This is a genomic window from Marinagarivorans cellulosilyticus, assembly GCF_021655555.1.
GTDB lineage: Bacteria > Pseudomonadota > Gammaproteobacteria > Pseudomonadales > Cellvibrionaceae > Marinagarivorans > Marinagarivorans cellulosilyticus.
This window is the reverse complement of record NZ_AP023086.1, coordinates 1,195,315-1,220,098: the sequence shown is the minus strand read 5'-3', so window position 1 is coordinate 1,220,098 and position 24,784 is coordinate 1,195,315. Positions and strand designations below refer to the sequence as shown.

At 48.3% G+C, this 24,784-nt stretch carries 19 protein-coding genes; 8 read left to right on the top strand and 11 right to left on the bottom strand.

Going from position 1 to position 24,784, the window contains the following annotated elements; translation table 11 throughout:
- Positions 1 to 11: 11 nt before the first annotated feature.
- Complete coding sequence (locus MARGE09_RS04855; RefSeq protein ID WP_236986225.1) at positions 12 to 2,579, bottom strand: LamG domain-containing protein; 2,568 nt, start codon at positions 2,577 to 2,579, stop codon at positions 12 to 14.
- Positions 2,579 to 3,814: a hypothetical protein gene (locus MARGE09_RS04850; protein ID WP_420828086.1), complete on the bottom strand. Its 1,236-nt coding sequence runs from the start codon at positions 3,812 to 3,814 to the stop codon at positions 2,579 to 2,581. The genes MARGE09_RS04855 and MARGE09_RS04850 overlap by 1 nt, the downstream gene beginning before the upstream one ends.
- Positions 3,815 to 4,136: 322 nt before the next feature.
- Between MARGE09_RS04850 and MARGE09_RS04845 the strand changes: the two genes are divergently transcribed.
- From MARGE09_RS04845 to MARGE09_RS04820, 6 genes are read left to right on the top strand one after another with little or no spacing between them, the layout of a single operon-like run.
- Complete coding sequence (locus tag MARGE09_RS04845) at positions 4,137 to 7,013, top strand: HzsA-related protein (protein WP_236986224.1); 2,877 nt, start codon at positions 4,137 to 4,139, stop codon at positions 7,011 to 7,013.
- Positions 7,014 to 7,028: 15 nt separating this feature from the next.
- Positions 7,029 to 7,805: an SH3 domain-containing protein gene (locus MARGE09_RS04840; RefSeq protein ID WP_236986223.1), complete on the top strand. Its 777-nt coding sequence runs from the start codon at positions 7,029 to 7,031 to the stop codon at positions 7,803 to 7,805.
- On the top strand, positions 7,775 to 8,428 hold the full coding sequence (locus tag MARGE09_RS04835; RefSeq protein WP_236986222.1) for an outer membrane beta-barrel domain-containing protein: 654 nt from the start codon (positions 7,775 to 7,777) through the stop codon (positions 8,426 to 8,428). Before MARGE09_RS04840 ends, MARGE09_RS04835 begins: the two co-directional genes overlap by 31 nt.
- Before the next feature lie 53 nt (positions 8,429 to 8,481).
- Positions 8,482 to 8,964 carry a TlpA family protein disulfide reductase gene (locus MARGE09_RS04830; protein ID WP_236986221.1) on the top strand — a complete coding sequence of 161 codons (483 nt, stop codon included), beginning with the start codon at positions 8,482 to 8,484 and terminating at the stop codon, positions 8,962 to 8,964.
- Positions 8,965 to 8,983: 19 nt separating this feature from the next.
- Positions 8,984 to 9,205: a DUF4266 domain-containing protein gene (locus tag MARGE09_RS04825; protein ID WP_236986220.1), complete on the top strand. Its 222-nt coding sequence runs from the start codon at positions 8,984 to 8,986 to the stop codon at positions 9,203 to 9,205.
- Complete coding sequence (locus MARGE09_RS04820) at positions 9,141 to 10,373, top strand: DUF3570 domain-containing protein (protein ID WP_236986219.1); 1,233 nt, start codon at positions 9,141 to 9,143, stop codon at positions 10,371 to 10,373. The genes MARGE09_RS04825 and MARGE09_RS04820 overlap by 65 nt, the downstream gene beginning before the upstream one ends.
- 78 nt (positions 10,374 to 10,451) lie before the next feature.
- Here MARGE09_RS04820 and truA read toward each other — a convergent pair whose 3' ends face one another.
- The 6 genes from truA to leuC form a co-directional block, all read right to left on the bottom strand.
- Positions 10,452 to 11,324 (bottom strand): tRNA pseudouridine(38-40) synthase TruA, encoded by an 873-nt coding sequence (gene truA / locus MARGE09_RS04815; RefSeq protein ID WP_236987452.1) that lies wholly within the window; start codon positions 11,322 to 11,324, stop codon positions 10,452 to 10,454.
- 81 nt (positions 11,325 to 11,405) lie between these two features.
- A complete protein-coding gene (locus MARGE09_RS04810) occupies positions 11,406 to 14,471 on the bottom strand; it encodes a FimV/HubP family polar landmark protein (protein WP_236986218.1) in 3,066 nt (1,021 codons plus the stop codon).
- A 345-nt stretch (positions 14,472 to 14,816) separates the two neighbouring features.
- On the bottom strand, positions 14,817 to 15,926 hold the full coding sequence (asd, locus tag MARGE09_RS04805) for an aspartate-semialdehyde dehydrogenase (RefSeq protein ID WP_236986217.1): 1,110 nt from the start codon (positions 15,924 to 15,926) through the stop codon (positions 14,817 to 14,819).
- A gap of 117 nt (positions 15,927 to 16,043) precedes the next feature.
- Positions 16,044 to 17,114 (bottom strand): 3-isopropylmalate dehydrogenase, encoded by a 1,071-nt coding sequence (gene leuB, locus MARGE09_RS04800; RefSeq protein WP_420828085.1) that lies wholly within the window; start codon positions 17,112 to 17,114, stop codon positions 16,044 to 16,046.
- A gap of 141 nt (positions 17,115 to 17,255) precedes the next feature.
- A complete protein-coding gene (gene leuD, locus MARGE09_RS04795) occupies positions 17,256 to 17,903 on the bottom strand; it encodes a 3-isopropylmalate dehydratase small subunit (protein WP_236986216.1) in 648 nt (215 codons plus the stop codon).
- Positions 17,903 to 19,330, bottom strand: a complete 1,428-nt coding sequence (gene leuC, locus MARGE09_RS04790; protein WP_236986215.1) for a 3-isopropylmalate dehydratase large subunit — start codon at positions 19,328 to 19,330, stop codon at positions 17,903 to 17,905. The genes leuD and leuC overlap by 1 nt, the downstream gene beginning before the upstream one ends.
- Before the next feature lie 121 nt (positions 19,331 to 19,451).
- Here leuC and MARGE09_RS04785 point away from each other — a divergent pair, with 121 nt between their 5' ends.
- Positions 19,452 to 20,336: a LysR family transcriptional regulator gene (locus MARGE09_RS04785; protein ID WP_338040743.1), complete on the top strand. Its 885-nt coding sequence runs from the start codon at positions 19,452 to 19,454 to the stop codon at positions 20,334 to 20,336.
- 67 nt (positions 20,337 to 20,403) lie between these two features.
- Positions 20,404 to 21,288: a porin family protein gene (locus MARGE09_RS04780; protein WP_236986214.1), complete on the top strand. Its 885-nt coding sequence runs from the start codon at positions 20,404 to 20,406 to the stop codon at positions 21,286 to 21,288.
- A 3-nt stretch (positions 21,289 to 21,291) separates the two neighbouring features.
- On the opposite strand, the gene MARGE09_RS04775 is transcribed toward MARGE09_RS04780, so the two are convergent.
- The 3 genes from MARGE09_RS04775 to aroC all read right to left on the bottom strand — a co-directional run bounded on the left by MARGE09_RS04775 (position 21,292) and on the right by aroC (position 24,651).
- A complete protein-coding gene (locus MARGE09_RS04775; RefSeq protein ID WP_236986213.1) occupies positions 21,292 to 22,224 on the bottom strand; it encodes a hypothetical protein in 933 nt (310 codons plus the stop codon).
- 163 nt (positions 22,225 to 22,387) lie between these two features.
- Complete coding sequence (locus MARGE09_RS04770; RefSeq protein ID WP_236986212.1) at positions 22,388 to 23,554, bottom strand: MFS transporter; 1,167 nt, start codon at positions 23,552 to 23,554, stop codon at positions 22,388 to 22,390.
- Positions 23,551 to 24,651, bottom strand: a complete 1,101-nt coding sequence (aroC, locus tag MARGE09_RS04765; RefSeq protein WP_236986211.1) for a chorismate synthase — start codon at positions 24,649 to 24,651, stop codon at positions 23,551 to 23,553. Before aroC ends, MARGE09_RS04770 begins: the two co-directional genes overlap by 4 nt.
- Positions 24,652 to 24,784 lie beyond the last annotated feature (133 nt).

Sequence of the window (24,784 nt, the reverse complement as noted above, 5' to 3'; positions counted from 1 at the left end):
GGCTAATCCTCCTACTGCACCAACATTGCTGCACTGCCTAAAGCAGCAGCGCAAACAGCCGTTACGGTTGTATTTGTTGTATCCGCAGGGCAGCTATTACCGCACGAAGTCATTTGATCAATTAAATTATTTAGCTGTGTTGCCATCTGTAATGCAGACGGCCCAGAACCAACTTCATCACCTTCAGGCGTTTCAATCACTAGCACCCTCGCAAGGCCATCAACAATAAGGTCGCGCCCAGCCGCAGAGAATGCAGCAGATGGCTCAGCAGCAAAATTAAAGCTGCCAAACAACTGTGTACGCAACTCAGTATTTGCCACCAACGCACTGCAATAGGCAACCGCTAGCTGAGTAATTCCCATATGATGCGCCGGCAAAAAGCCTTCTATATTTTCATCGACAGGGAGTTGCTGCGTTACTTTTTCGTAAGTTTCTTTAACGGCAGGAAGCGTGGTGGCAACACCGGTCATTTGCGATAAGCTGGCATTAATTTCAGCAAATGTTTTAATGCCGATATCCGAAGATCGCAGCTCTTCAGATGTATCTTCTGGGGCTGCTAGCACAGGCACAACCTCTGCTGGGCGGTCATAAACCCGCGCCCCCAAAGCATCAAATGATAAAAAGAACTCGTCGTTTTCTTTACCTTGCTCAACAGGAATTAACGCGCCTATATTCGATAACTGCAAACCCTCACCCGCCATATAATTAGCTGATGAAATATTCACGTTAATATTCATAAACGCTTGCCCAATTGACGCCTCTCGGCCATTCACACCAATGCGCATTCCCGCTAAGGGGATTTCTTGCAATGGTACGGGTGGGTCGGAATCGGCTGTTTTATTGGGGTCTAAAATATAGAAAAACGGATTAGAAAATAAATAGCTGTAACTATCAAAAGGCTCCACTTCGAACACCACATAGGCATCAGTGCCTTCAGGTATTGCACCAGTTTGCAGGGAATCGGTTACCCGAAACAACATATAAAACTTTTCACCAACGCCAATATCATAATTCACGGCCACATCTTCGGCAGAAAGTGCACGGTTGTGGATAGCTAAAAAACGAATGGTGCCAAACCACGGATCATTAAGGTCAGGGTCGTTATAGGACTCAGTCCCCACTATTAATGCGTATGTATCATCCCAACTTCCAAGGCTACCTTCGCCAAGGTTTTCGGGGTCATCACTAGCCGCCAATTCACCATTCACATAAATCCGGCGGCCTTCAAGGATGTTAAACGATACAACCACATGCTGAAGCGTGGCTTGTAGTGCCTCATCAGCATTAGGGGTGGATAAACCAGGGGAGCCGACTTCATCAGTTTCGGTCGTACGGTTAAGGAAGTCGTAGTTATAGAGCGTTTGCCCCAGCGTTATATTGCTAATTTCTTCGCCACCCGCATAGCTAACAATATGCGCTTGCTCTTGGGTCACATTAGCTGGCGCCACCCAACCCTCTATACTGTACTCGCCTGTAAACGTAATTTGCGAATGCAGCTTTTCACTGGCGGCGGTTGTCGCTTGGGCGCGACCACCCAAAAAGCGCAGCCCCCATACACCACCCTCTAGCCAATCAACATCCCCAGTTAAGCGCAAATCCAAAGCAGGGTCTTGGCCGGAAGTATCAAACGCCCAATTGCCATTACCTGTTTTGAACTCGTACTTAGCAATAAGGTTAGGCTCTATACGGCCACCAGCACTGGCCACCAAACCATCAGGGCCTAACTGCAACGCATTACTAATGACTAAAGCATCGTCAATTTCGGTAGGCTCGATAGTTTCTGCAAAGGCAGCAATCGCAGCCTCCAGCGTATCAGCATCATTCTGGCAGTCTGCTGTCCAGCAGTTGTGCGACTCCTCTCTCAAACGAACCACCATGCGAGAGCGCGCTGGTGAACTCAAATTAATTTTGCTCTTTGCCGCCTCATAGGCGGTATCTACATTTTTGTCGGCGAAATAAGGCTGCTGTGGTGTCGAACCTGAAGGCGAGTGACAATCGGCGCAGTGCTCGATCAAGTAAGGCGTATGAATAATTTCACCAAAGCCCGCGCTATCGGCAGGAAAAGCACGGCTGCTGCCCGCGGCCTTCACTTCTGGTGGCGTTAATACAATAACATTGCCGCTTACGCCGGCATCATTCGCCCAAGCTTCTATCCAAGTGGTTAAGGTATCGGCACATACAGAGGCCTCCGTGCGCCAGCAGTTATGTCCCGCTGCGACCTTACTCACCATTGTAGATAACGACGGCGCCTGCAGATCAACGATAGTCAGCGCCGCAGAATAAGCGGCATCGATATTATCTCTGCGAACAAACTGAGGGGCTTGACCGCCTTCTGCATGGCAAGCGCCGCAACGCTCTTGCAACGCCAAATTGCTCCATACATTCACCAAAAAGCGCTGCACATCGGCCGATGTCGGGTTTGGGCCTTTATATTCGATGCGATTACCATCATCGACAACCGGCGGAGGCGGATTACTTTGGTTTGTCGGGGTGCTGTCGTTACTGCACGCAGCAAGTAAAAAGGCGGCAACAATGACGGCGCCGCGAATAACCTGTTGTAACTGTTTATTAACAACCATTAGTTATTCCCCCCCATGCAATAAACAGCTGCATCGCCAAACAACGTTTTCGCGTTGTAATTTGCCGCCTTAAAATTGGTAACCATTGTGGTAATGTGAGCGCGATCAGTGCCACTTTCGGGTTCGCGAAAACACATGGCGTTAAAGGCTTTTGTTGCTTGGCAGCTTGAAAAAGCCTCGCTGTAAGCAAGCTCTTTAGCCATAGATTTAGCACCAAAACCACTACCAGCCTCCGGCAATGTTGTATCCCACCCCAAACGCGCATTCACTCCCGCACGCCAGTAGTTGTCCCATTTATCATCAGGGGTTACATAACCGGGTTTAAAGGTAGTGCTATTGATGTGGTATTTAGCCTGAACACGCGTGCCAGTTTCTGGGTCTAGCTCGCCATCAACGTTGTATTCCAAAAAGCCATTTAAACCATCGGGGTCATTGTCCGCGTCGTAGTTATAGTTGTAATACGCAAATGCTTGCGCCAGCGGGTCCATCCCGTTGTGGCAACCTAAACAGCCATTTAAAAAGGCTCGGGAGTCGCCACCTGGCGAGCGCGATACATCTTGGCGGATGCGGTCGGGCGCGCGCGTTACATCATGTAATTGCTCGAGATCCAAGCACAGGTGATTTAATAACGTAAAGCGCAGCTGGGCGCGATTAGTGCCGGCCTTAAAGAAGGCTTGCGAGGCCGCTCGAGAAGTAATGACACCAGCAGTGGCTTCAGCAGGTAAACCTGTTGTTGCAGATTGAAGCGCGCGAACCAATGTTGTTTTTAATGGCAGCGCTTGCTCAGCGATTGCTTCGTAATGCCCATTACCTGTATTGCTGTAAGCCGGCGTAACGCCCTGACCAACATAAATCACATCATCAAATAAAACACTGCGGAAGTCCGCGCTATCGCGCACCAAACCAACAACAGTGGCAATGTAATCATTAAACGGCACAAAAACACTGCGATCGCGGTTTGTCCACGGTGCCGCCCAATTAACCAGCGTAACGTCATAAAAATTGTCGTTATCCATTGCAATGAGCGCTGCTGCCTGTGGATCTCCATCGGCGATTAGCTGCCGCATCTGCTCTAACACATTAGTTTGAGGGCTAGGAGGCACGCCGGCAATGCGCTCGTGCAAGCGCTTGGCTTGCTCAACGGGGCCTGCGTTAGCCCACATCGTAGCCAAACCAAGGCTCCCAACGATAACCCCCCTCGCGACGGGGTTAAATAACCGCTTAATATTCAACATATGTCCTACCTAGTAAAAATTTCGAGCATCTACGCCATTCGCAATACAGCTTGCCAGCAGCTTTTGTTCCATGCTGCCCAGACACCCATAGGATCTGGTGATTCCGGCGCCAAAAATAGACGCAGAGCACAGATAGTCGCCTTTCGAACCATAAAGGCTGGAAAATTGCTTACATATGACTCTCGGATTCAGTTCCGAACAGGTACAATAAGCCCGTTTTTAGAACCTCTATGGATAACGCATTCACTAGGGATATGAGCGCCGCTTAGCATTGACGCTAAAATGTCGGCAATTGACGTAAACCGCAGATAACGAGAAGCCCATGTTTCACTCTCTTCGCAAACTCGCTTTCATTTCGCCAGTTACCTTAACACTAGCGTTAGCAAGCGGATGCGATGTCAGCAATGGCACAGGCCCCGGCAAAGAGCAGCAACCCGACCCCGTAGTTGTCGATATTCCCATCGCGTTTATCGCAAGAGTAATCCCAATCGACGACGATCCAGATGCATTGGGCATGGCCGTTAGCCAAAATATTTTAGATCCTGCAGCATTCAACCCTGGCGCACGGCTTATCCTTAAAGATCGCGCTAAATACTCAGCAACAGAAACCGACATCACAAGCGGCCTATTCCCAGATCGATTAGAAGACCCAGACGACGAAGATAGCAACCTTGTGCCTGCGCAAATCGACATTAAAGACTTAGAATCGTCGCCCGATGGCGAAAAACTGCTTTTTAGCTTGCGCGCACCCGCAGACCCTAACGACGACAACCCGCAACCCACTTGGAACTTGTGGGAGTATTCCTTAGAAACTGGCGTTGCCGCACCGCTTCTTGATAGCGTGATTGCCGAGCAAGGCGAAGACGTATCGCCACATTATTTACCCGACGGCCGTATTGTATTCAGCTCGACCCGCCAAAAGCGTACTAAAGCCATCTTACTGGACGAAGGCAAAGCGCAATATTCCGGCCTTGACGAAAGCGCAGAAGCACACGCGTTTAACCTGCACGTATTCGACCCCCGAAACGATGACATAGAACAACTTACATTTAACCCCAGCCACGATGTGCAACCCACATTATTAGCCAATGGCCGCATTGCTTTTTTACGCTGGGACAATATGCCAGACCATAATCAAGTCAGCTTTTACAGCATTAAGCCAGATGGCTCCGACATTCAAAAACTTTACGGCTATAACAGCCAAACCACCGGCCCTAACGGCAGTGAGGCTACATTTTGGAATGCTCGCGAAATTAATGACGGTGAGCTCCTAATTAACTTTCGCAACCGCGCAAGCCGACACTGGGGCGGCGACATTGTAGCCATCAATACCAATGGTTTTACCGACCTCAATCAATCGAACCCGCAAAACCCTGGTAGCGGCAGCCCACAAAAGCCACTGTCGCTTATCCCCATAAATATTACCGAAAACAACCCCGACGTTTATTCCATTGGTGGTTTTTATAACTCAGCGTACCCGCTTAACGATGGCACCAACCGTTTACTGGTAAGCTGGAGCCCTTGCTTAATTAACGCCTTAAGCGAAGGGAAAACCTATTCTTGTACTGACGCATTCCTTGCCAAAGCCAATATTCAGCCAGCCACGCCCAGTTTTGGATTGTGGGTACTTAATTTGGATTTAGGTACGCAGCAACCGCTAAAGCCCGTCACACCAGAGGATAACGAGGTTTACACCGAAGCCATCGCGCTTTCGATCCAACCGCGTGCAGACAATATTATTTCCAACCTCGATAGCAATTTGGCAGAGGAAGGCGTAGGCCTAGTACACATTAGAAACATCTACGATATTGATGGCAACATGAGCCTCAATGTTGCCCCCATGCCGCACCTAGCAAACCGAAGTGAGCGCCCAGAACGCTTTATCCGCATTGTAAAAGCCGTACCCATCCCTGACGAAGACGCGCTCGACTTTAACCGGAATATTGCATTTGGTGAAAACGGTGAAAACTTTATGCGCGATATTTTAGGCTATGTCCCCATCGAGCCCGACGGCTCGGCCAAGTTTAAAATACCCGCCAATATGGCAATTGCCCTTAACCTTGTCGATGCTAATGGTAAGCGGCTACCTGATGCGCTGCATGAAAACTGGTTCAACGTGCAGCCTGGCGAACATTTTGAGTGCATAGGCTGTCACCAAAGCGGCAGTCTGCAACCCCATAGTCGCCGTGACGCCCAAGAAAGCTCAGCCTACCTAGGCGCTCCTTTTATTGGCATTGAATTAATAGACCAAAACGGTACGCCGGTGCCCGCACCGCAAACAGGGCAAACCATGGCCGAGCACTTCGCCGATGAACTTGGCGTACGCACACCAGCTATCGATATGCTGTACCGCGATATATGGACACAAAACAGCAGCAACCTAGAAGCAGATATTAGCTTGGCTTACGCCAGCATTGCCCCCAACGGCACTGACACCTTGCCGCCAGCCAACGACAGCTGCTCCACACCATTAGAGGGTGTCAGCTGGGAGCAGCCAACAACTTGTTTAAGCTCTGCAAATCCATCGCCATTTGCGCAACCCACCTGGAGCAGCGGCTGTCGAATCACCATCAACTACGAGCAGCACATTCAACCGCTATGGCAGCGCGACCGACGCACTTGCGACCCGCAACCCAACCCCGATGGCAGCGATAATGTACTCAGCGACAACACATGCATTAATTGCCACAGTAATGACAACCAAAGCGCCGATGGCATGCCATTAGCGCCAGCCGCTAGTTTGTACCTAACACAAACAATGCCTGTCATTAACGTCCCTAACGACCCAGACCCTAACGCAGTATCACAAAACAATGGCTGCGACCAAAACCGCTCAGATGATTTCTACGCATCCTATCGCCAACTACTTGTTTCACGACTTTCTCTCGAGCTAGTCGATGGCGAGCTGCGACCTGTGTATACTTCTGCCTATCAAGATGACACCAACGAGGATGGAGAGCCGATTCTTAACAGCGACGGCTCCGTTAGGCAGCGAGTAGTTAGAACCTGTACGCAGTTAGATGCTCCAGCCAATGCAGGCAACGCTTTTAACTCTGTCGGTTTTTTCTCGATTTTTGAAGGAAACGATCCAATTCATACAGGGATATTGTCGCCAAGCGAACGACGCCTTATTGCGGAGTGGCTTGACTTAGGTGGCCAGTATTATAACGATCCCTTTGTGGCGCCTTTAAACGACTAAGTATTTAATTATTCAATGATCAACTTAATACGCACATTGGGCGCTAGCCTGGCGCTGCTACTTTGCCTAACCGCGCAGTCGCAAGCCGCAACGCCACTACCTGAACACTGGCAGGAAAATAGAGCGCTGATACATACCGTAACAGTGCCCTATATTGACGTGCATACCTTCGCCGGCCGGGGCTACCCCATTTTCCACGTGGTAGAACAAAACGAAAAAGTCCTCATCATTAAGCGCCGTAACGATTGGTTCAATATAGAAACCCTTGACGGTAAGAATGGCTGGGTTGCCCGCAAATACATGGACGGCACAATTGACGAAAACAAAATTGCCGTCGACTTTAAGCACGGCGACTGGAAAGAGCACCACAACAATGCTTTTGAAGCCGGGCTAACGGCGGGAACACTAGAAGGCGCTATTGCTTACACTCCCTTCCTTGCTTACAGCTTTACAAAGAGTATTCGCGGTGAAATCAAATATACTCAAGCCTTTGGCGAGTTTTCTAACCTGAAGCTGGCCGCGATTAACGTCACCCATCAACCCTTTCCATCATGGCGAATATCCCCTTTCTTTAGAGTAGGTTCAGGGTTTATTCAGACCAACCCCAGCACAATCCTTGTACAATCCGAAGATAGAGAAGACCCTATTCTGACTGTGGGCGGAGGCTTTGTTTTTTACGCTTCTAACCACTTGGTGCTACGGGTGGAATACGATAACCACATAATTATGACCACACGTAACGTCAACGAGGAGGTAGAAGAATGGAAAGCTGGATTCGGCGTATTATTTTAGTCGCCCTAGTCAGCGGGCCGACTTTGAGCACAACGGCTTTTGCTCAAAGCACAGAGCAAGGGAAGTTGTTGGGCGATGTTATTCAACCCGATATCGAACGACGTGATGTTGATGAATCGATTATTGATTCAGAAAATTTTGAGTTCGGCTTTTTCGCTGGCATCATGAGTTTTGAAGACTTTGGCAGCAACGACGTTTACGGCCTGCGCCTAGCCTTTCATGTTACCGAAGACTGGTTTGTTGAGGCCAACTATGGCCTGTCTAAATTACAACCTAGCACTTACGAGCAACAGCCAGGCACAATCCCTATCCTAACCGACGACCAACGGGAGCTGAGCTACTATAATCTAAACCTCGGTTACAACTTGCTACCCGGTGAAGTGTATCTTGGTAATTTAGCGCTAAATAGCAGCTTTTATTTGGTATTTGGAGCAGGTAACACCCTGTTTGCGGATAATGATTACTTCACATACAATTTTGGCGGCGGTTTAAGGCTGTTCGCAACAGACTGGATAGCAATGCACTGGGATGTTCGCAACCACCTAATGACCCACGCTCTTTTTGGTCCAGAGAAGGAAATACAAAACTTGGAAACCCATATTGGGCTAACGCTATTCTTCTAACTAAATAACGTGTTACTAACGAAACAAGTTTAAACCCCATCGGAGGTATTACCATGAAGCACCTACTACTGACTATCGCTGCGGCGCTCTTTGCCGTCACCGTCAATGCTGGCGAACTCTCTGGCCCAGCACCAGATATCACCTTAAAATCTACCAAAGGTGAAAATGTTCGCCTTGCCGACCTTAAAGGTAAAGTGGTTATGGTGAATTTTTGGGCCTCGTGGTGTGGCCCTTGCCGCCAAGAAATGCCTTTACTCGAGAAGATGTATAACGACTACAAAGATGCAGGCTTTGTATTGCTTGGCGTCAATGTAGATGCAGAGGCAGAAGATCGCGATAAGTTTTTAAGCGAAACAACCGTAACCTTCCCAGTGTTAGATGATAGCGCCAATATCGCGACTGAAGAGTTCGGTGTTGAAGCTATGCCATCGTCTTACTTTGTGGATAAAGATGGCAACCTCGCTTACCTTCACAAAGGTTACAAGCCTGGCGAAGAAGCAGACTACATTGCCCAAATTAAAAAACTTCTTAAATAATTAACGATCGTTATCAATAATGCCTAAATCCGCCGTTTTGCTAGGATTGCTCTTCGCCCTTTCTGGCTGCACCAGTGTGCAGCCTTGGGTAAAGCCATACCAAAGAGGTTATCTCGCCGACCCGATTATGTCGTTTGAGAAAGACCCCGTTTCAAGCCGCTACATGAACCACGTTTATGAAGCGCGCGAAGCCGCAAGAGGCGCCGAAGGGAGTTCAGGGGGCGGATGTGGGTGTAATTAACCACGTGAAATTTACGCGACTATTGCTTTGTTTTTTGACATTTCTCGCCAATTTTTTAGTGCAAACAGCCTCTGCCGCCACGCTGCCAGAAGAGCGCACCGATGTGCTTTTTCACAGCTACGATGGCGGCGGCATTGAAATTACAGGCCCGTCTGTACTCGTTCGCAAAAACATCAAAGAAAAGGTATCTGTTTACGGCAACTATTATGTCGATCAAATAACCAGTGCCTCTATCGATGTGATTACATCAGGCGCTAGCGAGTATGAAGAGGAGCGCACCGAATACAGTGTGGGCGCTGAATACCTCTACGATAAATCGACCATTTCGCTTAGCACGACTCAATCGAGCGAAAACGATTACGAAGCCAGCACCGTAAGCTTTGATTTAAGCCAAGAATTTTTTGGCGATATGACGACCTTTTCATTAGGTTTTTCGCAAGGTGAAGACGTTGTTAGAAAAACCGGGGACCCCGAATTTGAAAGAGACGCAACTCACAGAAGATACCGCGTTAGCCTTAACCAGATTTTATCGCCCAAGTGGATGATGGGCATTAGCCTTGAGGCTGTCTCTGATGCGGGCTTTTTAAATAACCCCTACCGGTCAATACGCCACTTCAATGGTGATGGCAGCAACGCCGTTATGAAACCCGAACGCTATCCCGAAACTAGAAATAGTGACGCTGCGGCCGTTCGAACCATCTACCGCCTACCCTACCGCGCCTCTATCCGCGGTGAAGTGCGCACGTTCTCTGATAACTGGGGAATTAAAGCCAGCAATGCCGAACTGCGCTACCTTCACGCTTACGAAAATGATTGGACCTTTCAGGCCAACATACGCACTTACAGCCAAACTCAGGCTGATTTCTACTCAGATATATTCTCGTATAACGACTCTGAGCAAGAATTCGTAGCGCGCGATAAAGAAATGAGCGAGTTCGACTCGATGACGTTTGGCCTTGGGGTTTATTACGACGTTCCAAAGAAATGGTTGAGCTTTATCGACAAAACAACCATTAGCTTCCAGTTTGATCACATGCAGTTCGACTACAAAAACTTTCGCGATGCCTCACAAAGCATGGGCGATAGCGCAGAGTTTCGCCCGGGTGAAGAACCCTTATACGAGCTTAAAGCCAACGTTATTCGCTTTTATGTTTCGGTCTACTATTAAAAGTAGACCGAACCACTTTGCCTGTCCTGTGTATATGTAACAAGTATTGCGCAGGCCATGCTCAGCTTTCCGCCCAAGTCAAACCTGCTTATCACCCTCAAACCAAGGCGCGATGAAGTCCGGCCCATTCGCTTGCGTAGGCAACTCTGGGAAGTTGGGGTAATCAACGCCAACAAAATATAATCCCGTAGGCAAAGCTGTTGTGCCAGCTGCAGCGCGTGATTTCGCCGCTAGCACCTCGGCAATCCATTCCGGAGGCTTGGCTCCCCGCCCCACATCAATTAGGGAGCCGACAATGTTCCTCACCATGTTATATAGAAACGCTGTCGCTTTAATTTCCATCACTATAAACGCACCGCATTGCACAAAACGGATATGTCGGATATGCCGCACTGGGGTTGCGGCCTGACAAAGCTTAGCCCGAAACGAGCTAAAGTCATGCTCTCCCACCAAGTACTCAGCGCCGCGCTGCATCCTAGCGACATCTAGCGGATATTTTGTCCAACTGACATTATCTCGCATTAAAGCCGGTCTTACCTCGCTAGAGTAAAGCACATAGCGATAGGTACGGCCTCTCGCAGAAAAGCGTGAATGGAATAACGGACTGACATTTCCTGCCCAGTGAATTCTAATGGTATCGGGTAATTTGGTGTTAATGCCTTCACGCCAAGCTTTTAAGGGTCGCTGCGCTAAGGTATCAAAATGTACAACTTGCGCCGTAGCATGCACACCGGCATCCGTTCTGCCTGCACACTGCAGAGTAATGTCTTCATTTGCGATTTTGCTAAGCGCCTTTTCCAGCTCCCCTTGCACGGTGATTTTGGCCGATAACTGCCGCTGAAAACCTTGGTAGTGGGTACCAACATATTCAACTACCATCGCAATGCGGTGCATTTCTTCAGGCCAAGAAGCCAAGTCCCAAATTTCTGCATTTCGCCGATACTGCCACATCAATTACATTCTCTTTACTAGTCTGTATAACGCAAAAAAGCCCCGCACTTGAGTCAAGTGCGGGGCTTTTTAATAGAACAATTAGCCTAATTCAGCAAACAGTGATTCCGCTTCCTGCTTTTGCGCATCATTGCCTTCTTCTCGAATTTCCTCAAGCGTATTCAATGCAGATTCTGTATCCCCCATATCCACAAATACCCTTAATAAATCAATTTTAGTTGCAACTTCGTCGCTGTCACCGAGGAAGCCAGGCTCACTATCATCATCAGAGTCAGGATCAAAAGCGGGAAGTTCAACATCAGCCGCGGGCTGCTCGACGAGCGTCGTCACATCCTCAGCATCAACGCTAACATCAGTTAAAGCCTCAGGCTCAACAGTTGTCAACGCATCGTCGTTTTCAAGGGCATCATCAAGCTCTGCCAAGTCACCTTCGAAATCTGACGCTAGTTGATCTAAATCTTGATCGAGAGAATCTAAGTCAACATCAAGATCATCAACTTCGTCATCTGCGACTGACAGCTCAGCAGTATCTGTGCTTTCGTCCTCTAGATCTTCAAGCGAGAGATCATCCACGCCAAGGTCATCACCCAAGCTTAAACCATCATCCAAAGAAAGCGCATCGTCGTCCAAGCTTAATTCAAGCGCGGCAGCGCTGCTAGTTGCCGATGAAGGTGCGGCTAGATTGGTTAAATCTAACTCGTCGTTATCTTCTTCGACATTGCTCTCTCGCAGTTCAATATCTAGGTCATCGCCCAAAGAGGCGCCATCTAGCAAATCAGCATCGATTTCAACCGTATCATCATCACTTAAATCAAGCGATAGCTCAGCATCATCCTCTAAATCTAGCTCTAGCGCCGATGCTTCAAGGTCGAAACTTTCGGTCTCTTGCGTAGAATCATCACTTAACGCACTAAAATCTAAGTCTTCGCTAACACTTTCCTCTGAGGGTTCAGAACCAGCCGCTAGAGCCTCTAAATCGGCTTCGAGATCGTCGCTCTCATCATCTAGGTCAAGCTCTAAGCTGGTATCTAAATCGTCGAGGGAGAACTCTTCAGTGCTATCGTCCAGCACAGTATTGTCAATATCGCCCACATCAAGCACAGTGTCGTCGGTGCTGGTATCAACTTTAGCAGCAGCCGCTTCGATATCGGCCTCGCTAACAGCATCGAACTGCAGCGTTGTATCTAACTCATCAAAATCAGGCTCAGATTCTTGATCTAACGCCGCTACTCCAGCGCCAAGCATCGCAGAGCTAATTAAGCCTCGGAAGTCTTGTGCACGCTCTACTTGAGCCGGTGTGGCACTCTCCTCAAAAGCGGCAAACTGACCATCAAATGCTTCTAGGTTATCTTGCTTGGCAAATATCTCTAGGCGCTTTAGCTGAACCTCTGAAGGGTCTGCTTGTGTCGCGCCATCAAGTACGGCCAGAGCCTCGTCGTATTCGCCAAGTGCGATATGATTATCAGCAGACTCTAAAACCCCTTTAGAATTGTCATCATCAAGCAGCTGAGAACCCAAGCTATCTAGTGTAATTTCTGGCTCGGTAGTATCCAGATCACGCTCAAGCACAGTGTCATCGTTACTATCAAACTGGGCAACCGTTACATCATCAAGAGCCCCGTCGTGCTCACTTGATGCGGCAATAGGGTCATCATTTGGCTCCGCGCTTTCGTCGTAGTCGAACTCGTCGTCATCGTCAAAGCCGCTATTGCGAGTTAATAAGAAATAAACCAAGCCACCGATCAGCAATACCAAAGCGCCGCCGATAAAGATCAAGTTTTCCATGATGATATCCATGAAAGACTTTTTCTTAGCTGCGGGGGGTTCAACCGCTTTTACTGGTTCAGGTTTAACTGGCGCGGCCTCAACAGCGGGCTCAGAAGATGGCGCCTCTTGAGCCTCTGAAGTTGTAGCTGCCGCTTCGGCAGCCTCTTCTACAACGGCTTCTGTGGTATTGTCAGAAACCTCTGCGCTGTCTGTATCCTCTGCTGTGCTTGCATCAACGGCGCCATCATCAACCGCCAAAGCTTCTTGCTTTTGCTGCTCTTGTAAAGCAAGTTCAAGCTTACGCATATCGGCGCTAGCAACGTCTAGTAGTTTTTCCATGGTTTTAACTTGCTCGTCCATGGCTAAAACACGAGCATTCAAATCAGCGTTTTCACGCTTAGTCGCGGCAAGCTCTTCTTGTGTCGATAACAACTGTGTGCGCAGCGCTTCGCTATCTTGCTCGCCTTCACCGCTGCCACTACCCGATTTGCTGCCAGTAATATCAGAAGCCGAAGTCAGCTTAACGCGACCCTGAACTTGCTCGGCCGCTTGCCCGCGCTCTACATTACTGCGGCTGGCATCAATTTGAGCGGCTGGCGCACCCGCTTTGACATTGCGGTTTTGCGATGCGACTTCACGCTTCGCTTGGCGAGGATCGAAGTCGGTAATGTCTGTTTCTGACGGCAGGCGTAAAACGGCGCCGCGCTTCAACAGGTTGATATTGTTGTTAATGAAGGCATTCGGGTTCAGGCGCTGAATGGCCAGCATGGTTTGCTGGACGCTAAACTCATCGCCAGGCTTCGCCTTAGACGCAATAGCCCATAATGTATCTGTTGATGATACCGGCCCATAGGTATCGCCATCAAAACCCGACGATTGTCTGGGCGCGGGCTGACGCGCTGGCGTTCTCGTTTGTGTAACCGGCTGACGCGCAGGAGCTTGAGCTTTGGCAGCCTGCACCGCACGCGCGGGCTCTTTGGTGAATACAGGAAGGTCTAACAGAACGGTATATTCACGCAGCAATTTACCACTTGGCCATTGCGCCTGAACAATAAAATTGAGAAAGGGTTCTTTAACCAGTCGGTTTGATTTCACTCGAATCACGGGGCCATTGGGGCTTTCCATATCAACGGTGAATTTCAAATCATTAAGGAAGAAAGGGCGGTCTACGCCGACACGCTCGAAATCCTCTCGAGTACCCAGTCCTACTAGGATCTCCTGTGCGGATAACTCACGCGTTTGCAGAAGTTGTATTTCGGCTTCTAAAGGCTGATTCAAATGCGAGTTCATTTTGATCTCGCCCAGACCCAGCGCCAAACCGAGTGGTGAGGCCAAATAAGAAGCAACGCCTAGTAATATTGCTCGTGTGCGTAAACCCATAGGATAACCCTTGTTGTTTTTTATCGGGTGGCTAACCAGTTCCTGTCCCTGTACGCGAGGACACATGTACGAATGTAGCCCAAGTCGTATGACAATAAGCTATGTCAACTTATAGATGACAACCGTCTAAGTATTCAGGATAAACAGGCTTTTTTCAACTTTATGTCCAACATGACTATATAGATAGTCATTTAGATTCGGTTTATGCCATTGTTATAGTCGTTTTTAAGGCAATGTGTGGAGAAAAGTGACGTTTATTTGTACCCTCTCCAAAATTGAACGACGCTATTGTACAGACTAGGACAAACCTGACAATAACGCCGACAATAAGCTGCGAAGGAAAAGTTAGCCTTCTTGCAATATATTCAGCATGCGGCGAAGCGGTTCAGCTGCGCCCCACAGCAGTTGGTCACCCACAGTAAAGGCACTTAGGTACTCAGGCCCCATGTGCATTTTGCGTAAACGGCCCACGGGAACACTTAAGGTGCCAGTAACCTTTGTTGGAGTGAGTTCTTGCAAAGTAATGTCGCGCTCATTAGGAATCACCTTAGACCAATCGTTAGCCCCTTCAAGCAAGCTTTCGATGTCGCTCATTGGGACATCTTTTTTAAGCTTGATTGTTAACGCCTGACTATGACAGCGCATTGCACCGATGCGTACGCACAAACCATCAATATGAACAGTGTTGCTGCCGGAGGCTAAAATCTTGTTGGTTTCAGCGCCCCCCTTCCACTCTTCCTTGCTTTGGCCTTTGTCCCAAGCCTTATCAATATAGGGCAATAGGCTGCCGGCTAAAGGCGTACCAAAATTATCAGTTGGGAAGGCTTCGCTGCGCATCGTTGCGGCCACAGCGCTATCGATATCCAATATTGGGCTGCGCGGGTCAGCGAGCAAATCGGCAACGTTTTCTTTGATTGCCCCCATCTGGCTAATAAGCTCACGCATGTTTTGCGCGCCAGCACCAGATGCTGCTTGATACGTCATTGAGGTAGCCCACTCAACCAAACCTTCTTGGAACAGACCACCCAAGCCCATTAACATCAAACTAACCGTACAATTACCGCCAATATAGTTTTTAACGCCGTCTTCTAAGCCCTTTTTGATGCTGGCCTTGTTAACTGGGTCTAATACGATAATCGAGTTATCGACCATACGCAGACTAGAGGCCGCATCGATCCAATAACCATCCCAACCAGAGTCGCGCAATGGCTGGAAAACTTGATTGGTATAATCACCGCCCTGACACGAAACAATCGCATCCATTTCTTTTAAAACATCAAGGTCGCTAGCATCTTGCAAAGTAGGTACATCTTTGCCTACTTTTGGCGCTTCACCGCCGACGTTTGAGGTGGTAAAAAATACTGGATCGATATTCGCAAAATCATTCTCTTCGCGCATGCGGCCCATTAATACCGAACCCACCATGCCACGCCATCCAACAAAACCTACTTTCATTTTATATCTCCAAAACCTGTATCGAGTAACGTCTAATCACAAAACGGATACGATCATACGTCTACTTCTGATAATAATTTAAAACGAGGCGCATAAATTTACGGCGCCAACGCTCACTTACAGTGCTGCAACTACTGCGTCGCCCATTGCTTGACAACTGACTTTTTCAAAACCCTCGGTGTAGATATCCGCTGTACGCAAGCCTTTATCCAACACTTTACCCACCGCAGCCTCAATAGCATCGGCAGCGGCACTTTGATTTAACGAGTAGCGCAGCATCATGGAGGCCGAAAGAATCGTCGCCAACGGATTAGCAATACCTTGACCAGCAATATCTGGAGCACTGCCGTGTACCGGCTCGTACAAGCCTGCGCCGCTTTGGTTTAAAGAGGCAGAAGGCAACATGCCGATTGAGCCCGTCAGCATTGCCGCTGTATCCGATAAAATATCGCCAAACATATTGCCAGTAACCACCACATCAAATTGCTTTGGTGCGCGCACTAACTGCATCGCGGCATTATCAACGTACATATGGCTTAGCTCTACATCAGGATATTCTGGTGCTATGCGCTCCATCACCTCACGCCACAAAACGGTCGCTTCCAATACGTTTGCTTTATCCACAGAGCACACTTTTTTACCGCGCTTTTGCGCCATTTCAAATGCAGTACGGGCAATGCGCTCTATTTCGTGTTCGGCATAAACGTAAGTATTAAAACCCTGTTTTTCGCCATTTTCTAAAACGCGAATACCGCGTGGCTCGCCAAAATAAATACCGCCCGTTAATTCACGAACAATTAAAATATCGAGCCCCGCTACAATTTCAGGTTTGAGTGACGAAGCATCGGCCAACTGTGGATACAAAATCGCTGGGCGCAAGTTGGCATATAAACCAAGCTCGTAACGCAGCTTCAACAAACCTTTTTCAGGACGCTTAGCCGCTTCAATCGCATCCCATTTGGGGCCGCCAACCGAACCCATTAAAATAGCATCGGCTTTGCGGCATTTATCTAAAGTGCTATCAGCTAGCGGGACACCGTGAGCATCGATTGCCGCACCACCAAGCAGATCCTGCTCGTAATTTAAATCTAAACCGAACTTAGCATCGGCGGCTTTCAATACTTTAATTGCTTCATCAACAATCTCTGGCCCGATACCATCACCGGGTAAAACTACAATATTGGGCATTATTTTTTCCTAATAATTTTTATCTTAGCGGCACAAGCCATAAGCTTACCCACTCTTCACAAGCACCCTACTAAAGAGCCACTTGCGAGAGTTAATAAAGCTGAGGTGCGCGCCTGAATGTTTTATTCAGCTATTTAATATTTACGAGCCAAAATTAAATAACCAAGGAGCAGTTTTTTTGCGCGCTTGCTCATAGGCGGTAATTTTATCGGCATCTTGCAAGGTCAAACCAATATCATCAAAACCATTTAATAAGCAGTGCTTGCGGAATTCGTCCACTTCAAATGCCAACTCGTCGCCGTTAGGCTTAATAACCACCTGCCGCTCTAAATCAATGGTTAGACTGTAGCCTTCTTGGGCATACATTTCTTGAAACAACTGCTCGACAACCTCTTCAGCCAATACAATGGGCAACATGCCGTTTTTAAAACAGTTATTAAAGAAAATATCAGCAAAGCTTGGAGCAATAACCGCCCGAAAACCATACTCATCTAACGCCCAAGGCGCATGTTCGCGGCTAGAGCCACAACCAAAGTTTTTACGCGTCAATAAAACACTGGCACCTTGGTAACGTGCGGCATTCAGTGGAAAGTCGGTATTTAACGGACGCCCTTCATTGGGTTTTTCTGGCGAGCCTTCATCCAAGTAACGCAATTCGTCAAACGCATTTGGGCCAAAACCACTGCGTTTAATCGATTTTAAAAACTGCTTAGGAATAATTAAATCGGTATCCACGTTGGCGCGATCCATTGGCCCCACCAAACCAGTATGCTGTGTAAAAGCTCTCATTACACTTTCTCCATTGTACGAACATCAACAAAATGGCCAACAACACCAGCAGCGGCAGCCATGGCAGGGCTAACCAAATGCGTGCGACCACCGTAGCCTTGGCGCCCTTCGAAATTGCGGTTGGACGTCGATGCGCAGTGCTCACCGTCTTCTAAGCGATCAGCATTCATCGCCAAGCACATGCTGCAACCGGGCTCGCGCCACTCGAAACCGGCGGCAACGAATATTTTATCAAGCCCTTCAGCCTCAGCTTGTTGCTTCACTAAACCAGATCCAGGAACAACAATAGCTTCTTTAACCGACGCCGCTTTTTGGCGGCCATCAACAACGGCTGCAGCGGCACGCATGTCTTCAATACGCGAGTTAGTACAAGAACCAATGAATACGCGATCTACTTTAATGTCATTAATCGCTTGATCAGCCTGTAACCCCATATATTCAAGCGCGCGCTCAATACCCGCCTTTTTGACACTATCAGATTCATTGACAGGGTTTGGCACTTTCCCGCTAACAGGCAACACCATTTCGGGCGATGTTCCCCAGCTAACTTGTGGCTCGATTTCAGCGCCATTCAAAACGACGACCTCATCAAATTGCGCATCGCTATCGCTATGCAAGTCGCTCCACTCAGCAACCGCCATATCCCATGCATCACCTTTGGGCGCAAAAGTTTTACCTTTTACGTAATCTAAAGTGATTTGATCCACAGCAACCATACCTGCACGAGCACCCGCCTCAATAGCCATATTGCATACGGTTAAACGGCCTTCCATACTCATGGCTTTAAAAACATCACCACCAAATTCAATAGCATAACCAGTGCCGCCGGCAGTGCCTATTTTGCCAATAATCGCCAAAACCACATCTTTTGGGGTAATACCTGCACTTAATTCGCCATCGACACGAACCAGCATATTTTTCATTTTCTTCGCGACCAAGCACTGTGTCGCCAATACGTGCTCAACCTCGCTAGTGCCTATCCCTATGGATAAAGCCCCTAACGCGCCGTTAGTTGAGGTGTGTGAGTCGCCACACACAATTGTCATGCCCGGCAAGCAAGCGCCGCTTTCGGGGCCAACAACGTGCACAATACCTTGGCGCTGATCGTTGATTTTAAATTCTAAAATACCCAATTCATCGCAGTTATCATCCAAGGTTTGCACTTGGATCTTAGAGGTAGGGTCAGCAATACCAGCAATGCCACCGGCGCGCTCAACCGTGGTGGTTGGCACATTGTGGTCAGGCGTTGCCACTACGCTATCGACCCGCCAAGGTTTGCGTTTCGCCAAACGCAGCCCTTCAAAAGCCTGCGGCGAAGTCACTTCGTGCACAATATGACGATCGATGTAAATCAATGCCGAACCATCATCTCGCTGCGACACGACATGCAAGTTCCATAATTTGTCATATAACGTTTTACCGGCCATTGTTTTATTCCCAATAATTAGCGGCTAAAAAATATCACTCAACTGAGCGTGTTGAAATTTTAGCCTACCGCCGTACAATAACTCCAATTCATTATTTTTATAATTAACATTCCCCGGAGGAATGGTGGATATAGATACCTTAAGGGCTTTTGTCATTATCAGTGAATGCGGCTCTTTTTCACTTGCCGCCGAAAAACTGTTTATCACCCAGCCCGCCGTTAGCAAACGCATCAATGCGCTAGAAAGTTTGCTTGATACACGCCTATTCGACCGCATAGGAAAACAAGTGCAACTCACCGAAGGCGGCCAAATACTCCTGCCAAAAGCACAAAGAATTCTGGCCGACATACAAGACGCCGCTACCGCCGTGAAAGACTTAAGTGGAGAGGTACGCGGCGATTTACATGTAGCCACAAGCCACCATATTGGCTTACACAAACTGCCCCCTGTACTGCGCGACTTCGCCGAACGCTACCCAAAAGTAAATTTGCGCTTTGAGTTTTTAGACTCGGAAGTCGCCTGTGAGCGCGTACTGCAAGGCAAATGCGAATTGGCGCTCGTGACGCTACCACCGCAAATCGATGCGCCACTAGCCGCCACCGCTATTTGGCACGACCCGCTGGTTTTTATTACCAGCCGACAAAGCGCCATTGCCGCTGACTGCACGCTGGCCGAACTAAGCCAAACTCCAGCCATACTGCCCGACTTAAATACCTATACTGGCCAATTGATACACCGTTTTTTTAACGAGCAAGGGCTAAACCTCAACATCAGCATGGCCACTAACTTCTTGGAAACCATAAAAATGCTCTGCTCGGTTGGGCTTGGCTGGAGCGTTTTACCGGCAAGCATGCTCGATGAACAGCTAAAAGTACTCAATGTTCAAAGCTCAACGCTTAAACGAGATTTAGGATTGGTAAGGCACACGGGGCGAACACTCAGCAATGCCGGTCAAGCATTTATTGCACGATTGAACGATACAACGCCAAAAGCATCAAAGCTTTGAAATCTTCCCACAGACGACAAGAAGCATTTCTGATATAACAGCTGCTATAGAAAACAAGGGGATAATAATGAAAAAACTATTACTAGCATCCATGATAGCGTTCTGCGCGCCGAGTGCTTTTGCAGATTTTATTGGCGTGCACGGTTCTATATCGGGCTGGCAGAGCACTTTTAGCGGTGAGATTGCAGGCAAAGCCAAGCTTGTCGAAAGGGAAGGATTTGGCTGGGGAATCCCTTCATTTAAAGAGCGTGGATTCAGCAAAAACAATCAATTGTTCGGGCATATTGCTTTTGAACACCCAATTCCACTTCTACCGAATATTCGGCTCGATGTAACGAAAATTGCTGATAGCGGAACAAGTCTAGAGGAGGTTTTGACCAGAAGCTACGCCCAAATTGTTGACGAAAACCTGACTTTAGACTGGGATATATCACAGAATATTCATACCGAATTAAATATTGACGCCTTTGACCTAAGCCTCTATTACGAGATCTTAGATAACTGGGTGAACTGGGACATAGGCCTTAGCGTTCGTCAAATGACAGGTGAATTCATCGAATCAACTTATGCTACCCCCTCGCCTCGACAACTTGTGGGAGGCAATTGCGAAGTGGAAGGCTTAATCCAAGGGCAAAGCGGGTACTGCATCATACTCCCACTCTCCCAAACGACCGATATCGACGTAATACTTCCATTGCTCTACAGCGAAATACGCTTTGACCTGCCATTATCCGGATTTTTTGTTGGCGGTCGGGGCAAAGCCATTGCCTATGACAGCAACAAAGTCTATGACTATGAGCTTGAAGGCGGATACATGTTCGATATGAACGTAATGGAAATCGGCGCCGCTCTAGGCTACAGGAAATCGAGACTAGAAGCAGACGACCTAGAAGGCCTGTATTCTGATGCTTCGCTAAGTGGTTTTTACGGCAGCCTTAAAATCCACTTCTAGCAATTAATTTACGCTGACTGCCAGCTCCGCCTGCTTTACAGCCTCGCCAATGCGAGGCTCGTCTTTTGCTTCCATCCAATAGTAGCTAGCTCGATTCCAGCGGCCAGCAGTCTGGTAGCGGTAATAAGCAATATGCTTGCTATTGCCTACCGACTGCTGCTCTTTAGATAGCAGGTTTTGCGCCATTCGCGCTGATTGCTGCCACGCTAGCGCAGAGGCCTTTACATCACCCTCGCCAACATACGCAAAAGCAAGATGTTCACTTAACTGGCTTGCGCTACGCAGAATGCGCATCGATAGCAAGCGGTACGCTTTTTTCTCCTTAGCCACTGTTGCCGCTTCAAACTTGCCCCACAGTACCTCGCCATAAGCTTCAAACTGAGCAACAACATCAACGATTTCTTCACGGTAATCGCGCCATAAGTCTGCTGCTTCATCATCACCTTTTCGTAGCCGCTCACCTTCAGCTGCATTGCGCTGGGTGGTATACAAGCGCTTTATATTTTGATCGAGCAACTTGTGTACTTGCAATGCATCACCAAAAAACTGACGTTCCTCGCGATAACGCACGTTATCAAGGTCATCTTTAATTGACCACATCAGCATCACGACTTGCCGCTTATGCAGCTTCAAGGTTTTGAGTGTTGTCGCCTGCACCTGTTGATGTGTAGTCGACAACGCAACAGGCTTTGCCTTTGGGCCTTGCAAACCGCAATACTGTTTTGGCTGGCCATTATTGGCGACACAAGCGGCCTTAGCTGTTTGTTCAGCACTCAGGCACCGTTCTTGCCAAGCCGGCAAAGAAATAGCCTGGCAATCACAATTAACCAATGGGCATAGCTCCTGTGCTATTAGCAAAGCACTGCCACCTTTTATTGTAGCCAAGACTATAAACAGGCTAACGACACGGGCCAAAAGATATCGGCTGGTGCGCATATGGATTCCTACTATTTGTAAAATGAATTAATCAGAAGACCGCGCATGACGCCAAAAAAATTACACTGCACGGGTATTTTAGATAGAAGACGAAGTATACGCCAATTATTGGACATTTTCTGCACAAGCGTGAAATATTCACAACTCGCCGAAAGTCACGCAATTATGCTAAAGTCTCTGACTCGCAAGCATTAGCTGGCATCATGAAAAGCGCCACCGCAAAAGCCAGTATCGCCATAAAGGATGCGGCAATAAATGTAATCCCTCCCCCCAAATGCCAAAGCCAACCTGCCGCATAGGTACCCACCGCTGCTCCGCCGCCAAAACCGACTGCACTGTATAGCGCTTGCCCACGCCCCTGCAAAGCGTCCCCGAAGTAATTTCGCACTAACGTCATCGCTACAGCGTGGACCAAACCAAAGGTAAAGGCATGCCCCAACTGCACAATTAATAGCAGTATGATTTGGTCTGCAAACAAACCTATAACAAGCCAGCGCACTGCAGCCACGGCAAAGCACATTAATAAGCAGAGCTTTAAACTCACCGCAACCAATAACCGAGAAGCAAACACAAAGAGTACGATCTCGGCAATAACACCCACACTCCACAACAGGCTAATTACAGTGCGGCTATAGCCATAATCCTGTAGATGTAGCGTATAAAACCCGTAATACACACCATGACTAGCTTGCAGCAAAAACACAGCAATAAAAAAACCAGCAACTGTAGGTTTGCGCAACACAGCCCGCATACTCAAGCTTTTTTGAGAACCCCGATCAACTTTTGGTGCGTCGGGTAGAGTACAGCTTACGAACGAGACAAGTATTAGCCCCAGTATTAAACAAAAAGGTAAATAGTTAATCGACACTTGATCAAATAAAATACCTAGCGCCAGAACCATTACAATAAAACCGATGGAACCCCACAAGCGAATACGGCTGTATAGCGGGGCACGCTCTCCAAGATGACTTAAGGTTAAACCTTCAAACTGCGGCAATACCGCATTCCAGAAAAAACTAAAGACGAACGAAGCGATTAGCAAAACCCAGAAATTCTGCGAAAAAAGTAATGCCGTAAAACTGATTAAGGCACCAAACACCCCCACCCGAATGATCCACAAGCGCCTGCCCGTGGCATCGGCAATCACCCCCCAAACGTAAGGCGCGATTAAACGGGTAATCATCGGAATAGCAGCAAGCAAACCAATAACATGAGGCGCAAAGCCGATATTATCGAGGTACGCACTCCAATAAGGCGATATCCCGCCAATAACGGCAAAGTAGCCAAAATAGACAGCACTTAAACGCCAATAAGGCGTACCGGAAATCAATCGATAGCGCCAGGCACCACAGGGGCAATAGCTGGATTGGCACCGTTTTGTCCCCGCTGACGCAAGGCGTGATCCAGTAAAATAATCGCCAGCATTGCTTCAGCAATCGGTGTTGCGCGAATGCCAACACAAGGGTCGTGACGACCGGTAGTAATAATTTCTGCCGCTTGGCCATCAACATCAACACTGCGGCCAGGTAGGCGCAAACTGGATGTGGGCTTTAATGCCATATGGGCAACAATATCCTGCCCAGAGGATATCCCCCCCAGCACACCGCCCGCGTGATTACTTAAAAAACCTTCGGGCGTCATTTCATCACGATGCTCTGTCCCCTTCTGGGCGACAGAGGCAAAGCCATCTCCTACCTCAACCCCTTTTACTGCATTAATACCCATTAATGCATGGGCAATGTCAGCATCCAAACGGTCGAAGACGGGCTCACCCCAGCCGGCAGGCACGCCTTTAGCCACAACCGTTATTTTGGCACCAATGGAGTCACCCTCTTTGCGCAAAGCATCCATGTAGGCTTCCATCTCTGGCACTTTGTCCACATCAGGGCAAAAGAAGGGGTTGTTGTTAATCTCACTCCAATCCACTTTTTCAACAGCAATGGGGCCCAACTGACTCAAGTAACCCGCAACTTCAACACCAAACTGCGCCTTAAGTACTTTTTTGGCGAGCGCGCCAGCGGCAACACGCATGGCCGTTTCACGGGCAGAAGAACGTCCACCACCACGGTAATCGCGAATCCCGTATTTATGGTGGTAGGTGTAATCGGCGTGTGCCGGGCGAAATTGGTCTCTAATTTTGCCGTAATCTTTAGAGCGCTGATCCGTATTGCGAATGACCATGCCTATCGAGGTGCCGGTCGTTTTGCCCTCAAAAACACCTGACAAAATTTCTACTTCATCAGGCTCGCGGCGTTGAGTGGTATGGCGAGAAGTGCCCGGTTTACGGCGGTCTAGGTCGATTTGCAAGTCAGTTTCTGTCAGCTCTATCCCAGGAGGGCAGCCATCCACAATTGCGCCCAATGCAAGGCCGTGGCTTTCACCAAACGTGGTGACTGTAAAAAGTTTACCTATCGTATTACCGGACATAATTTTAAACCTTGGTCGACACTAACCTGCCAACATCGCGATACATTGGAAATGAATAAATAACAGGGGCGCGATTATACGCAATAACCACAAACCATGCGCAGGCAGAATAATCCTACTAGACAAACAACGC